The organism is Tautonia plasticadhaerens (assembly GCF_007752535.1).
GTDB lineage: Bacteria > Planctomycetota > Planctomycetia > Isosphaerales > Isosphaeraceae > Tautonia > Tautonia plasticadhaerens.
In genome coordinates this window covers 5,463,352-5,476,297 of the sequence record NZ_CP036426.1, presented here as the reverse complement: position 1 = coordinate 5,476,297, position 12,946 = coordinate 5,463,352, and the positions used below count along the sequence as shown (strand labels likewise).

12 protein-coding genes are annotated in these 12,946 nt (G+C 71.6%); all 12 read right to left on the bottom strand.

Annotated features, from left to right (window positions below):
* Positions 1-119: 119 nt before the first annotated feature.
* The 12 genes from ElP_RS21925 to ElP_RS21870 all read right to left on the bottom strand — a co-directional run bounded on the left by ElP_RS21925 (position 120) and on the right by ElP_RS21870 (position 12,836).
* Positions 120-1,397, bottom strand: a complete 1,278-nt coding sequence (locus ElP_RS21925; RefSeq protein ID WP_145273024.1) for a glutamate-5-semialdehyde dehydrogenase — start codon at positions 1,395-1,397, stop codon at positions 120-122.
* A 33-nt stretch (positions 1,398-1,430) separates the two neighbouring features.
* Positions 1,431-2,213 (bottom strand): dihydropteroate synthase, encoded by a 783-nt coding sequence (gene folP / locus ElP_RS21920; RefSeq protein ID WP_145278610.1) that lies wholly within the window; start codon positions 2,211-2,213, stop codon positions 1,431-1,433.
* 187 nt (positions 2,214-2,400) lie between these two features.
* Positions 2,401-2,928, bottom strand: coding sequence for an LPS assembly lipoprotein LptE (locus ElP_RS21915; protein WP_145273021.1), 528 nt, complete (start codon positions 2,926-2,928; stop codon positions 2,401-2,403).
* 76 nt (positions 2,929-3,004) lie between these two features.
* Entirely contained in the window at positions 3,005-4,351 is a 1,347-nt protein-coding gene (locus ElP_RS21910; protein ID WP_145273018.1) for a tetratricopeptide repeat protein, read from the bottom strand.
* Positions 4,352-4,494: 143 nt separating this feature from the next.
* Entirely contained in the window at positions 4,495-5,238 is a 744-nt protein-coding gene (recO, locus tag ElP_RS21905; protein WP_145273015.1) for a DNA repair protein RecO, read from the bottom strand.
* A 2-nt stretch (positions 5,239-5,240) separates the two neighbouring features.
* Entirely contained in the window at positions 5,241-5,654 is a 414-nt protein-coding gene (locus ElP_RS21900) for a hypothetical protein (protein ID WP_145273012.1), read from the bottom strand.
* Positions 5,655-5,717: 63 nt separating this feature from the next.
* Positions 5,718-7,016 (bottom strand): hemolysin family protein, encoded by a 1,299-nt coding sequence (locus ElP_RS21895; RefSeq protein ID WP_231749207.1) that lies wholly within the window; start codon positions 7,014-7,016, stop codon positions 5,718-5,720.
* Positions 7,013-7,528, bottom strand: coding sequence for an rRNA maturation RNase YbeY (gene ybeY / locus ElP_RS21890; protein WP_145273005.1), 516 nt, complete (start codon positions 7,526-7,528; stop codon positions 7,013-7,015). The genes ElP_RS21895 and ybeY overlap by 4 nt, the downstream gene beginning before the upstream one ends.
* 5 nt (positions 7,529-7,533) lie before the next feature.
* Positions 7,534-9,771 carry an HD family phosphohydrolase gene (locus ElP_RS21885; RefSeq protein ID WP_145273002.1) on the bottom strand — a complete coding sequence of 746 codons (2,238 nt, stop codon included), beginning with the start codon at positions 9,769-9,771 and terminating at the stop codon, positions 7,534-7,536.
* Between the two features lie 49 nt (positions 9,772-9,820).
* A complete protein-coding gene (locus ElP_RS21880) occupies positions 9,821-10,870 on the bottom strand; it encodes a PhoH family protein (protein ID WP_145272999.1) in 1,050 nt (349 codons plus the stop codon).
* 122 nt (positions 10,871-10,992) lie between these two features.
* Complete coding sequence (locus tag ElP_RS21875) at positions 10,993-11,892, bottom strand: phosphatidate cytidylyltransferase (protein ID WP_145272997.1); 900 nt, start codon at positions 11,890-11,892, stop codon at positions 10,993-10,995.
* Positions 11,893-12,062: 170 nt separating this feature from the next.
* Complete coding sequence (locus tag ElP_RS21870; RefSeq protein ID WP_145272994.1) at positions 12,063-12,836, bottom strand: isoprenyl transferase; 774 nt, start codon at positions 12,834-12,836, stop codon at positions 12,063-12,065.
* Positions 12,837-12,946: the final 110 nt, after the last annotated feature.

Sequence of the window (12,946 nt, the reverse complement as noted above, 5' to 3'; positions counted from 1 at the left end):
ACACGATCCGACCGGACACCCGGCCTTCGTCGAGTCGGGGCCGACAGGCGATCGGAGGTCACGGAACTCGACCATGATGGATCGGTCGGCCGGGCGAGCAGGCCTGATCCGGCACTCGATCACCCCCGGACGTGGCCGTCGCCGTAGACGACCCACTTGGTGGTGGTCAGCTCCCGGAGACCGCAGGGGCCCCGGGCGTGGAACTTGTCGGTGCTGATGCCGATCTCGGCGCCGAGGCCGAGCTGGCCGCCATCGTTGAACCGGGTGCTGGCGTTGACGAGGACGGCGGAGCTGTCGACCTCGGCCACGAAGCGTCGGGCGGCGGCGAGGTCGGACGTGACGATCGCCTCGGTGTGGCCGGAGCCGTGGCGGGCGATGTGGGAGACGGCGCCGTCGAGGTCGTCGACGACGGCGACGGCCAGGATCTTGTCGAGGTACTCGGTGTCCCAGTCCTCGGGGGCGGCGGGCTTCATGGAGGGGACGATTGCACGGGCGGCCTCGTCGCCTCGCAGCTCGACTCCCACGTCCTTCAATTCCTGGGCCGCCTCGGGCAGGAAGCGGGGGGCGATGGCGCGATGGACGAGCAAGGTCTCGGCGGCGTTGCAGACGCCGGGTCGCTGAGCCTTGGCGTTGACGACGATCGAGACGGCCATCGTCCGCTGGGCGGAGGCGTCGACGTAGACGTGGCAGTTCCCCTGGTAGTGCTTGAGCACCGGCATCTTCGCCTCGGCCACGACCCGGCGGATCAGGCTTTCACCCCCCCGGGGGATGGCCAGGTCGATGAACTCGGGCATGCCGAGCAGCTGTCCTACTGCCTCCCGGTCGGGCACGCCGACGTACTGGACGGCGTCCCGGGGCAGGCCGGCGAGTTCGAGATGCTCCGCGAGGACCCCGTGCAGGGCGAGGTTCGTGTGCCGGGCCTCCTTGCCGCCCCGGAGGATGGCGGCGTTGCCGCTCTTGACACAGAGGGCGGCGGCGTCGGCCGTCACGTTCGGGCGGCTCTCGTACATCATGAAGATGACGCCGAGCGGGACCCGGAGCTTGGTCACCTCCAGCCCGTTCGGCCGCCGATACCCCTCGATCACCTCGCCGACCGGATCGGGCAGGGCGGCGACCTCCTCCAGGGCGGTCGCGATCTGGTTGACGCGATCCGGGTTCAGCCGCAGGCGGTCGGTGGCGGCGGCGGTCAGGCCGAACTCGGGGGCGGCGGCGACGTCCCGGTCGTTGGCGTCGAGGACGGCGTCGACCCGGGAGCGGAGGGCATCGGCCGAACACCGCAGCCAGCGGTCCTTGGCGGCACCGCTCGCCGTGGCGAGGGACCGGGAGGCGCGCCTGGCCCGCTCGGCGAGGGAGCGGCACTGGTCGAGCAACGAATCCTGGGCAACCTGCGCGTGCATCGTTCGAATTCCGTCGGAGGGGGGTTCGGTGATTCAGGAGGACGCCCGGACGGCGGACCAGACCTTCACGGCGTCGGCCATCGGGGCGACGTCGTGGACCCGGACGACGTCGGCCCCGGCCTCGATCGCCAGCAGGGAGGACACGACCGAGGCCGTCGCACGTTCGGAGGCGGATCGGCCGGTCAGGTCGCCGAGGAACCGCTTGCGGGAGGTGCCCACCAGCACCGCGCAGCCGAGCCCGGCGAAGCGGCCGAGGTGCCGGAGCAGTTCCCAGTTGTGGGCCGCGGTCTTGCCGAAGCCGATGCCGGGGTCGACGGCGATCCGGGAGCGGTCGATGCCGAAGGACTCGGCCCGCTCCACCCGTCGGGCGAGCCCGTCGTAGACCTCTGCGACCACGTCGGCATAGGACGGGTCGCGCTGCATCGTCCGCGGGGTGCCCTTCATGTGCATCAGCACGACGGCGGCGCCGGACTCGGCCACGAGCCGGGCCAGGGCGTCGTCCCCCCACATCCCCCGGATGTCGTTGATGACCGAGGCCCCGGCGCGGAGGGCCCGCTCGGCCACCTGCACCTTGGTCGTGTCGATCGAGAGCGGGACCCCGACCCGGCCGGCAAGCGCCTCGACCACGGGGAGGACCCGGCGGATCTCCTCGTCGACGGCGACCGGATCGGCGCCGGGGCGGCTGGACTCGCCGCCGAGGTCGAGCAGGTCGGCGCCCTCGGCGACGAGCGACTCGGCCCGGGCGACCGCCGCCTCGGGCCCGTCGTCGAGGCCGCCGTCGGAGAAGCTGTCGGGGGTGAGGTTAAGAATGCCCATCACCGCCGGGCGTCGGACAACCCGATCGGGGAGCGTCCAGTCGGCCAGGCCGAGGAAGGCGCAGATCAGCACGAAGCCGAGCAACACGACGAGTCCCGACACCGCTCGCCCCGCCTCGCGATCGACCGCCCCGGCGCCGGGCCCCCCCGGCCGACGGCGGTCGGCCGATTCGGGGCATCCCGGTGGCTCACCAGGGCTCCTCCATCATGTTAACGATGTCGACCGCCGTCCGGCGAATCGCTTCCTGGTAGGCGAGGAAGGTCGTCTCGCCGGGCTCGATGAAGAAGGGGACCGACTGGTAGATCTGGACCTTGGGGGGCTCGTAGTCCTCGTCCCGGTCGAGCTGGGCCTCGGGGCGGACGTCCTCCCAGCTCGCCTCCACGGTCAGGTCGGCGAAGAGCTGGCGGGGCAGGTTGTTCGGGTTCACGACGGTCGTGTACTTGGTCGTGAACAGAACGGTGCCCGAGAGGACGGTGTCGGCCTGCTCGATCGAGTCGACCACGCGGTACGGGGTCCGCCGCTCGATCTCCTTGACCACCTCCTCCTGGAGGCGGATGTTGATATCCTCCCGGAAGGAGAAGGAGCGGAAGATCGGCACGTAGACCGTCCGGATCGTCTCGTCGTAGGGGGCGCGGAGCGAGTAGCCGCAGCCGGTCGTCCCCGCCGAGAGGCAGGCGATCGCGGCGAAAAGGGCGAAGCGGCCGGGTCGAGCCATCTGGGGCCTCCTGCGCCGGCCGGGGGCCGGTCGCCTCGGGGGGCGAGCAACGTGCAGCCGATCCGTCAGGCCGGGCTCACGGCCCGATGCCGCCGCCGGGCCCGACGGAGCCGGAGTTGCCGGAGCTGATCCCCTGGGAGAAGGGGTCGGTGGCGCCGGGCTGGGTCATCATCTTCAGCGGCTTCGACTCCTCCCGGGGCATCTCGGCCAGCTCGGCGAGCTGGGCCTTCGCCCTCTCGGCCCAGGGGCTCTTGGGCCACTTCTGGACGATCCCGCCGAAGTAGTACTCGGCCGAGATGACGTAGCCGGCGCTCCGGAAGTACTCGCCGTACTTGAAGTCGCGCTCGGCGTCCTGGTCGGCGATCAGGTCGAGCGTGTGGTAGAGGTCGTCGCCGTCCTCGGTGCTGGTCCGGCGTTCGGGGAAGAGTTGCATGGCCCGTCGGGCGGTCTCTCGGGCCTCGGCGAGGCCGGAGAAGTCGTACTCGGGGCCGATGTAGGCGTTGATCTTGGAGTCGACGCTGGAGACCAGGGCGTCGTGCAGCATCGGGCTCTTGGGGTGGTCGCTGGCGAGCTGGTCGTAGTAGAAGGCGGCCGTCTCGTGGTCTCCGGAGGCGGCGTAGTGGTCGGCGATCAGCTTGACGGCGTCGTCGGCCAGCGGCCCGGTCGGGTCGTTCTGGCGGACGTGCTCCAGCACGGCGACGGCATGGCCGCCGGAGTCGATCAGCGGCAGGCCGCCCTTGATCCGGGAGTGCCAGGGCAGGGGTTCGCGGTCGTCGGCGGGGCGGGCCTGGTTGAGCCAGATCTGGGCGATCTCGAACTCCCGGGCCACGGCGTCGTCCAGGTTCGGGGTGCCGGGGTAGTCCTTGACCAGCTCCTCGAACGTGTCATGGGCGCCGACGTAGTTCCCCTTGCGGAACCGGATCTCGCCGAGGTAGTAGAGCGCCCTCATCCCCCAGGAGGAGCTGCGGCGGTCGTAGTCCTCCAGTCCGGGGATCGAGGACATGGTGTCCTTGAAGAGGGTCAGGCCGTCGGATCGGCGTTCCTTGCGGGCGATCCGGGCGAAGGCGCGCTCGGCGGCGTCGAGGTCGCCCTGGAGGTAGAGCTGCTCGGCGGCCTCGAACTCGGCGGCCCGGGCGTCGTCCCCCGGGGCGTCGTCGTCCTTGCGGGCCCAGCCGTCGGGGCGGAGGACCAGGCCCCCGGTCCGGGCGACCTGGCCGTCGGCCCTCGGCTCGCCGATCCATCGGGAGAGAAGGGTGCGGCTCTCGCCTTCGTCCGGGGCCTTCGAGGCGAACGGGGGGATGGACCCGAGGGCGCCCCGGAGCCCGGGGGACGACCCGCCCTGGCATCCGGTGGACGCCAGGGCCATCGTCAGCAGGCCGAGGAGTGCCCGGAGGGCTCGGGATCGATTCAGGGGCTCGGACATCCGTGTCTCGCTCCGACTGATTGGTTCGCCTCGGGGCCGGCGCCCTCGGACGTGGCCTCGCCTCGTCCGGGCTGGGCCCGGGATCGATCCGTCGTCCCGGGGAGGTCGGGGACGCGGGGGGGGCCGCGTCGCGATCCGGCCGGTCAGACGAAGGGCAAGAGCCTCGGCCTCCGGCCGATGAGGTGGCTGATGACCGCCCCCACGGTGGCCCGGACCGGGGCCAGGCCCTCCGGGTCCCCCCAGGTGGCCTTCCAGGCGTCGCCGGGGGAGGCGAGGGCGCGGATGGCCCGGAGCGTCGGGCCCGAGAGCGTCGCGACGTGGGGCTGGCCCGGGCGGCACTCGGGGCAGAGCACGCCCCCGGTGGCCAGGCCGAAGGCGACCCGGTCGCCCCGGTCGGGCGAGGGGACTCGACCGCAGTGGACGCAGGTGTCGAGGGCCGGCATCAAACCCAACTCCCGGAGACAGGCCAGCTCGAACCGGATGACTCGGCTCGGGCGAGAGACGGGGTCCCCCAGGTGACGCAGGGTCACCCGGGTCGCGTCGAAGAGCCTCGGGTGCGGGTCGTGGCGATCGGTCAGGGCGTCCAGCAGTTCGGCGACGTAGCAGCCGGCGTAGAGGGCCGCCGTGTCGCGGTGGAGGGCCTCGTAACGCTCGTCCAGGACCGCCTCGGTCAGCAGGTCGAGCGCATCGGACGCCTTGTGGAGCAGTACGATATCGCAGACGCTCAGCAGGTCAAGCCCGGACTGGAACGGCGACTTGAGCCGCCTCGCCCCCTTCGCCAGCGCCGAGACCTTGCCCAGCTCCCGGGTGAACAGCGTGAGCACCCGGCTGGTCTCGAAGACGTCGACCGAGCGGATCACCAGGGCGAGGGTCCGGATGGCGGCCACGGCTATTCGGCCCTGTGGCGCCCAATGATGCTCAGATCATCCCGGGCGATCCGCACGCGGGACCGATCGCCCGATCGGGGACCGATTTCATGGAGAAGGACTATCAAGGGTTCGTCCTCGACATGGGGTACGATGACCCGCTCCACGCCGCCCCCGACGGACTGGATGTAGACGTGACAGGAATCGGCGCCTCCGGGATAACCATCCACGGCCTGCCAATCCACGTCCCACCCCTTCCGCTCCAGGACTTCCCGCGCGATCCGCTCGGCCCGGGCGATCCTCAGGTTCCAGCGATCCTTCTCCGCTTTCCTCCGGGACGCCTCCCGCCGGTCGGCCGCGAACGGGGAGAGGATCAAGCCGACCAACACGAGCAGGACGAGCACCATCCAGATGCGGATGCGCATTCGCACATTCATAAGATCTATCTTCCTCCTTGTCCCCGGGGAGGAACTCCGAGGCTTGGACCCTCGGGGCCCCCGTCAGCCGACCGACTTCTCCAGGCTTGCGCCCGGCCTCAGGTCGATCCGGACCCGGCGGATCGAGTGGTCGCCCACCTCGACGACCGTGAATTCGACCCCCCGGTCGACGAAGGAGACGCCCGGCTCGGGCAGGCGTCCCAGGGCGTTGAAGGCGAAGCCGCCGATGGTCTGGTAGTCGGCGTCGGTGGGCAGGTCCAGGTCGAGCCGGTCGTTTACGTCTTCGAGGCTCATGCCGGCGTCGACCTCGAAGAGCGAGTCGGAGATCGAGACCAGCGGGTCCTCGGGGGTGGGGATGTCGTACTCGTCGTCGATCGGGCCGACGATCTCCTCGAGCAGGTCTTCGAGCGTGACCAGCCCGGCGACCCCGCCGTACTCGTCCAGGACGATCGCCAGGTGGACGCGATGGCGGCGCATCTCGTCGATCAGGTCGGAGGCGCGCTTGGTCTCGGGCACGCGGAGGGGCTGCCGGGCGAGGCGTCGGGGGCGGATCGAGTCGATCGGGGAGCCGTCGACCAGCTCGGTGAACAGGTCCTTGGCGTAGAGGACGCCGACGATGTCGTCCCGGCTCTCGCCGAAGAGCGGGATGCGGCTGTGGCCGGAACCGACGATGGCCCGGGCGGCCTCGGGGGCGAGCGAGGAGGCGGGCAGGGCGATCATGGCCGAGCGGGGGACCATCAGCTCTCCCACGTCCCGGCGGTCCAGCTCGACGAGGCGTTCGAGGCGTTCCCGGGTCGACTCGGTCAGCTCGTGCTCGGCGTCGTGCTCGGCGCCGAGGGAGCGGATCTCGACCTCGACGCTCACCGGCCGGGGCCGGTCGAGCCTGCGGGGGCCCCGGCGTCGGCGTTTGACGGCCGACTCCAACGCCGAGCCGGCGAGCAGCGCCGGGGAGGCCGACCGGATGAGCAGGCGGGCCGCCGGCCAGGCCCGTTCCAGCAGCGACTCGGCGAAGACCCGCCCCGCCACCCCGGCGCCGACCCGCAGCGTGAGGCCGACGACGACCCAGGCGGCGATCATCCCCGAGGCCCCGGCCCCGGCCGGCCATTTCGACGCGGCGAGGCCGAGCAGCGCGAGCAGGAGCAGGCCGGAGACGGTGGCATGGACGGAGGTCGAGCGCTCGGCCCGCTCCCAGTCCCCCTCGATCTCGTCGGCGAGGTCGGGGCGGCCCCGTGCCTCGCAGACGGCTTCGAGCTGGCTCCGGGAGTAGGTCAGCAGGGCCCGGGAGACGAGGACCGCCAGGATGTTCCAGGCGGCCACCGCCAGGGTGGCGAGGCCGATCGCCCCGAGGGTCAACGCGCTCAAAGACCTCCCTCCCATCCCGACGGCGCGGTGCCGGCCTCCTGGTCATCCCCCCGGGGCGGGGGCGAGATGCCGAGGGCCGAGAGGACCTCGTCCTCCCGCTCCCGCATCCGGGCGCGCCCCTCGTCGGTCAGGTCGTCGTAACCGCAGAGGTGGAGCACGCCGTGGACCAAGTACAACGCGAATTCCGAAATCGGGTCAAGCCCGCATCTCGAGGCGACCGAGGCGGCCATCTCGGCCGAGATGACGACCTCGCCGGAGAAGTCCCCCGGGTCGCCCGGCTCGGAGAAGAGGAAGCTGATCACGTCGGTCGGCCAGTCGTGGTCGAGGTGGGCCCTATTGACCTCGAGGATCGCCCGGTCGTCGACCACGGCGATCGAGAGCGAGCCGCCGCGGATCCCCTCCAGCTCCAGGGCTCGGCGCGCCATCGCCCGGACGAGGTCGTGGTCCAGTCGCAGGTGGGACTGCGCGTCGCTGAGATCGATCTCCGGCGAGGGCCGGTGGGTGGCGGTCATCGGGGTCAGGCCGTCCGCTGTTCGGGGTACTTGACCCGGCCGTGGTAGATGCCGATGAGCGACTTGATGATGCTCTCCCGCACGGCGGCGATCTCCCGGAGGGTCAGGTCGCACTGGTCGAACTGGCCGTCGCGGAGCCGCTTGTCGATCAGCTCGCTGACCAGCCCTTCGAGCCGGGAAGGGGTGGGGTCGGAGAGGGTCCGGCTGGCGCTCTCGGAGGCGTCGGCCATCATCAGGATGGCGGCCTCCTTGGAGAGCGGCTTGGGGCCGGGGTAGCGGAAGGTGCTCTCCAGCAGCATCGGCGCGTCGGGGTCGCCGTCCCGGCGTCGGTTGGCCTCGTGGTAGAAGTATTCCACCAGGGTGGTGCCGTGGTGCTGCTCGATCAGGTCGATGATCCGGGCGGGCAGGGCGTGCTGCCGGGCCAGCTCGGCGCCGTCCTTGACGTGGCCGATGATGATCAGTGTGCTCATGGCCGGGGCGAGGTTGGCGTGCCGGTTGATCGCGCCGGGGGCCTGGTTTTCCACGAAGTAGTGCGGCTTGAGCATCTTGCCGATGTCGTGGAAGTACGACCCGACCCGCACCAGGAGCGCATCGGCCCCGATCTTCTCGGCCGCCGCCTCGGCGATCGTCCCCACGGTGATCGAGTGGTTGTGGGTGCCGGGGGCGCGCCTCACCAGTTCCTGCAGGAGGGGGTGGTTCACGTCCCCCAGCTCCAGCAAGCTGATGCCGGTGACGATGCCGAACCCGCGTTCCACGAACGGCAGGCTGCCGCCGAGCAGGAACCCGGTGAGCAGGCCCCAGCCGGCCCGGAGGCCGCTCTCGGTGCCGATCAGCTCGATCGGCTGGTCCAGCCAGAGGCCCGAGGCCACCGAGAGCACCGCGTAGCCGAGCGCCGCCGCCAGCCCCACCTGGATCGGCTTGGTCCTCGTCCGCACGTCCCCCAGCAGGAGCACGCCCGAGGCGGTCCCGCCCAGCAGCATGATGAAATAGCCCAGCCCCGCCCCCAACGCGAGGCTCACCAGCAGGCTCGCCCCCAGGGTGAAGACCAGGGCGGTCATCGGCGTGTAGGCGACGGCCAGCAGCATCGCCGCCAGGGCGATCGGGATCAGCTCCGCGCCCCAAGGCTGCAGCGCGATCAGGCGGCCCAGGCCCAGGGCCGAGACGCCGACCAGGCAGAGCGCCGCGACCCGGGCCGGATCCCGGGCGATCCTCGGCTCGTAGCGGTCGATGTAGGCGCCGATCAGGGCGTACAGCGCCAGCACGATCACGAGGAACGCGCCGGCCCGGCCGACCCGCTCGAAGGCCGACCGGGAGTCGAGCGTGGCCTGGAAGTCCAGGCGGAGCAATTCGAGCTGATCCTCGGTGATCGTCCGGTCCTTCTCGACGAGCAACTGGCCCCGGGAATACGTGTCGTACCAGTCGTCGACCCGGGCCCGGGCCCGCTGCCGGGCCAGCGCGGTTGGCTCCTTCTCGAAGTGCAGGGTGGTCGTCTGGGCGAGCCGCCCGGAGACCAGGTCGAAGAGCGTCTTGCCCAGCCCCGTGGAATTGAACGAGGCGGCGAACTCCTCGGCCACCGGGCCGTCGGGGCGGACGAGGCGGTCGGGGAGGACGCGGTCCCGGCTCACCGAGAACAAGGAGTCGTCCCGGAGCACCTGGATCATCGTCCCCGATTCCTCGTCCAGCGGCAGCAGTCCCCGGCCGAGGACGCCGTGGCGGATGATCGGGGCGAAGGCCTCGGCGACCGAACGCCGGAGGTCGTCCCGGCGCTCGGGGGTGTCGCTGGCCTCCCGGAGGTCCGCGAAGATCTCCTCGTCGAGGTCCCAGGCCTCGACCACGTCGGGGGCGAGGGCCGACATCGTCTCCCTCCGGGCGTTGGCGACCGTCTCGATCAGATCCTCCAAGAGCTTCTGCAGCTCCAGGATCGGCGCCGGGTCGTTGGAGAAGATCGGCGGGACCTGCCGGGCGGCCTGCTCGCGCAGGAGGTTGGTCTGGACCAGATTCAGGCGCTGGAACTCCGGGACGTTGACGCGGAGGTCCTGCGCGGCCCGCTGGCCCAGTCGGTACGGGAACGGGGGCCCGGAGCCGCTGACGATGGCGGCGCTGACCAGGGCCGCGAGGATCGCGGGAACCAGGCAGGCGACCCGCCTCCGCTGGCGGGCCAGGCGGCCCTTGCGGATGTCGATCAGCTCCGAGCCGCGCAGCTGGGCGCGCGCGGCCTTGGGCTTGCGTTTGCCGGGGGTCATCGGTGAGCGGTCCTCCGCCGGGGAACCGGCGAGGCGCCTCCTACCTGGATCACGGTCGCTCCGGGGCGATGCCCGGCTCGGGGGTCGGGGAGGGTGAGGGTGGCGGGGCCGAGGCGGGCTCGGCGCCCGGGATCGGCGAGGCCATCAGGTCCGGCGCGATCGGCGAGCCGGTCCGCTCGTAGGCGTCGACGATCGCCTGGACCAGCGGGTGCCGGACGATGTCGGCGCGGTCCAGCCGGACCACGCCGATCCCCCCGATCCCGTCGAGCCGGCGGACGGCGTCGGAGAGGCCGTCGGGGGTGCCGGGGTCGAGGTCGACCTGGGTGACGTCCCCGGTCACGACGATCCTCGCGTCGGTCCCCATTCGGGTCAAAAACATTTTCATCTGGCTGACGGTGGCGTTCTGGCCCTCGTCCATGATGATGACCGCCTCGTTCAAGGTGCGGCCCCTCATGTAGGCCAGCGGGGCGATCTCGATCAGGTCGTTGCCCATGTAGCGTCGCAGTTGATCATAGTCCATCAGGTCCCGGAGGGCGTCCAGCAGCGGGCGGAGGTACGGGTTGATCTTCGCCTCCAGGTCGCCGGGGAGGAACCCCAGCCGCTCGCCCGCCTCAACCGCCGGCCGGACCAGGACGATTTTCTTGATCTCCCCCCTGCGGAGCATCGCCACCGCCGCGGCGACCGCCAGGTAGGTCTTCCCGGTGCCGGCCGGGCCGATGCAGAAGACCAGCGCGTTGTCCCGCAACGCCCTGAGGTAGCGGGCCTGGCCGTCGGTCCGGGCCCGGACGACCCGGTTCCCCTCCCGGATCTCGATCGACGGCCCCTGGGGGCCCTCCTCGAGGGGGGAGACGGCCTCGATCGCGTCGATCACATCCTGGGAGGAGATCATCCGCTGCCGGCGATACCGGCGCCTGAGCCCCTCGAAGACCCGGGAGGCCCGGTCGACCCGGTCGGATTCCCCCTCGACCCGGATCTCGCCGTTCCGGGCGAGCACCTTCACCCCCAGGGCGTCCCGGACCTGCCGGAGGAACTGGTCACGGCTGCCGAAGATCGCCAGCTCCTCGTCGTGGTCGGCCAGGCGAATCGTCACTGCCTGCATGCAACACACCGCAAGGCCCGGAACGACGGCGACGGGGGCACATGCCCGAGTCGCCCGCCGTCGACCCCCGTATTATTGGGACCCCGGGGGGGCGAAGGCAACGGCTCCTGGGCCCCGGGCCCTCAGGCCGGGGCGAAGGCCAGCCAGTAGCCGTAGGCCACCGGCCCGGCGAAGAGCAGCGAGTCGAGCACGTCGAGCACGCCCCCGAAGCCGGGCAGGGCGGCCGAGGCGTCCTTCCGCTCGCAATCCCGCTTGATCATCGATTCCATCAGGTCCCCCAGCTGCGCCGCCGAGCCGACGACCAGGCCGAAGCCGACGACCTGGGCCCAGCCCAGCACCTGGGCGTGGAAGATCAGCCGGGCCAGGCCGAAGACGATCACCGCGAAGGCGGTCGCCAGGATCAGCCCGCCGACGGCCCCCTCGACCGTCTTGTTCGGGCTCAACCGGGGCCAGAGCTTGTGCCTCCCGGCGGCCCGGCCGGCGAAGTAGGCTCCCATGTCGGCCCCCTTCGCGGTGGCCACCAGGGCCGCCAGCGGCACCAGGCCCCGGTAGGGGCTCTCCAGCCACCGGAACTGCACCAGGAAGCTGCCGAGCAGGCCGACGTAGGCGACCGCCAGGACCGTGCCGGCGATCGTCGCCATCGTGCCGCCCGGGTGCTCGAACCGGGTGCTCTGGGCGATGAAGCTGATCATCACCACCGCCACGAACGCCCAGAGAGGCCAGGCCAGGGCCTCGACCGCCCCCCCCGGCCGGTCGTCGGCCCCGATCAGGTGGGCGGTGACGTGCGGCCCCCAGTTCGAGAGCACGATCGCCAGCACCCCCCCGATCACCAGCGCCCGATCCGGCCGGGCGCTGGTCTGCTGGAAGAGGTTCGCCACCTCCCTGGCGCCCAGGCCCAGCCCGGCCAGCATCGTCACCAGCCAGAGCGGGAACCACGGCTCGAAGGCGTAGGTGTCGACGAACAGCACGAGCACGAAGGCCGCCGTCAGGGGGATGCCGATCAGCAACCGGGTCAGGAGCATGATTCCACCGGGGTCGACCTCGCGCCGATCGTTCGACCGCTCGACGACCGAGGCGGCGGATCATCGGCCCGCGATTGGGGGCCCGCCCCCGACTCGGGGCGGTACGGCATCCCAGCCTATCGTCCCGAATGGGCGGCCGCACGGGGCCGGCCGTCCGAGCGGTGCTCGCCTCACCCGGCCGTCGGGGAGGGGGCCGGGGGGGACGCCGGGGCCCGGCCCGGCAGGCCGCCGAACTTGCGATGCCGCCGGGCGTAGTCGAGCACGGCCCGCTGCAGGTGCTCCGCCCGGAAGTCGGGCCAGAGCACGTCCGTCACGTAGAGTTCGGCATAGGAAACCTGCCAGAGCAGGTAATTGCTCAGCCGAAGCTCGCCGGCGGTGCGGATCAGGAGGTCCGGGTCGGGCATCCCTGCCGTCGAGAGGTAGGAGGCGAAGGTCGACTCGTCGACCGCCTCGGGGTCGAGCTTGCCGGCGGCTGCGTCCCGGGCGATCCGCCGGGCGGCCTCGGCGATCTCGGCCCGGGCGCCGTAGTTGACGGCCAGGCAGAGGGTCATGCCGCCGTTGGGGGCGGTCAGCTCGGCCGTGCGGTCGAACTCGGCCAGCACGTCCTCGGGCAGCCCGTCCCGGCGGCCGATCATCGTCAGGCGGACGTCCTGTTCCATCAGCTCGGCCCGCTCGACGACGAGGAAGTGCCGGAGCAGCCGGAAGAGGAAGCGAAGCTCCCGGGGGGGCCGCTTCCAGTTTTCGCTGGAGAAGCAGTAGAGGGTCATCTGCTGGAGGCCCAGGCGGCAGCCCTCCTCGACCACCGCCCGGACGCTCCGGATGCCGGAGCGGTGGCCGAAGATCCGGGGGAGGCCCTGGGCCTCGGCCCACCGGCCGTTGCCGTCCATGATGATGGCGACGTGCCGGGGACGCAGCTCGGGCGGCAGTCCCTTGGGGTCGGTCATGGTCCGGGTCGCCTCCGAGGCGCGGTCGCGGTGCTCACTCGGGTCGCACCCCGGACCCGAGTCCGGGGTGGGGAGACGGACGGGCGCCGTCCGGTCGATCGGGCCCGATC

Coding starts and splice junctions, on each gene's coding strand:
- ElP_RS21925 (WP_145273024.1), bottom strand. CDS start 1,397: ATGCACGCGCAGGTTGCCCAGGATTCGTTGCTCGACCAGTGCCGCTCC.
- folP (WP_145278610.1), bottom strand. CDS start 2,213: ATGGGCATTCTTAACCTCACCCCCGACAGCTTCTCCGACGGCGGCCTC.
- ElP_RS21915 (WP_145273021.1), bottom strand. CDS start 2,928: ATGGCTCGACCCGGCCGCTTCGCCCTTTTCGCCGCGATCGCCTGCCTC.
- ElP_RS21910 (WP_145273018.1), bottom strand. CDS start 4,351: ATGTCCGAGCCCCTGAATCGATCCCGAGCCCTCCGGGCACTCCTCGGC.
- ElP_RS21900 (WP_145273012.1), bottom strand. CDS start 5,654: ATGAATGTGCGAATGCGCATCCGCATCTGGATGGTGCTCGTCCTGCTC.
- ybeY (WP_145273005.1), bottom strand. CDS start 7,528: ATGACCGCCACCCACCGGCCCTCGCCGGAGATCGATCTCAGCGACGCG.
- ElP_RS21885 (WP_145273002.1), bottom strand. CDS start 9,771: ATGACCCCCGGCAAACGCAAGCCCAAGGCCGCGCGCGCCCAGCTGCGC.
- ElP_RS21880 (WP_145272999.1), bottom strand. CDS start 10,870: ATGCAGGCAGTGACGATTCGCCTGGCCGACCACGACGAGGAGCTGGCG.
- ElP_RS21875 (WP_145272997.1), bottom strand. CDS start 11,892: ATGCTCCTGACCCGGTTGCTGATCGGCATCCCCCTGACGGCGGCCTTC.
- ElP_RS21870 (WP_145272994.1), bottom strand. CDS start 12,836: ATGACCGACCCCAAGGGACTGCCGCCCGAGCTGCGTCCCCGGCACGTC.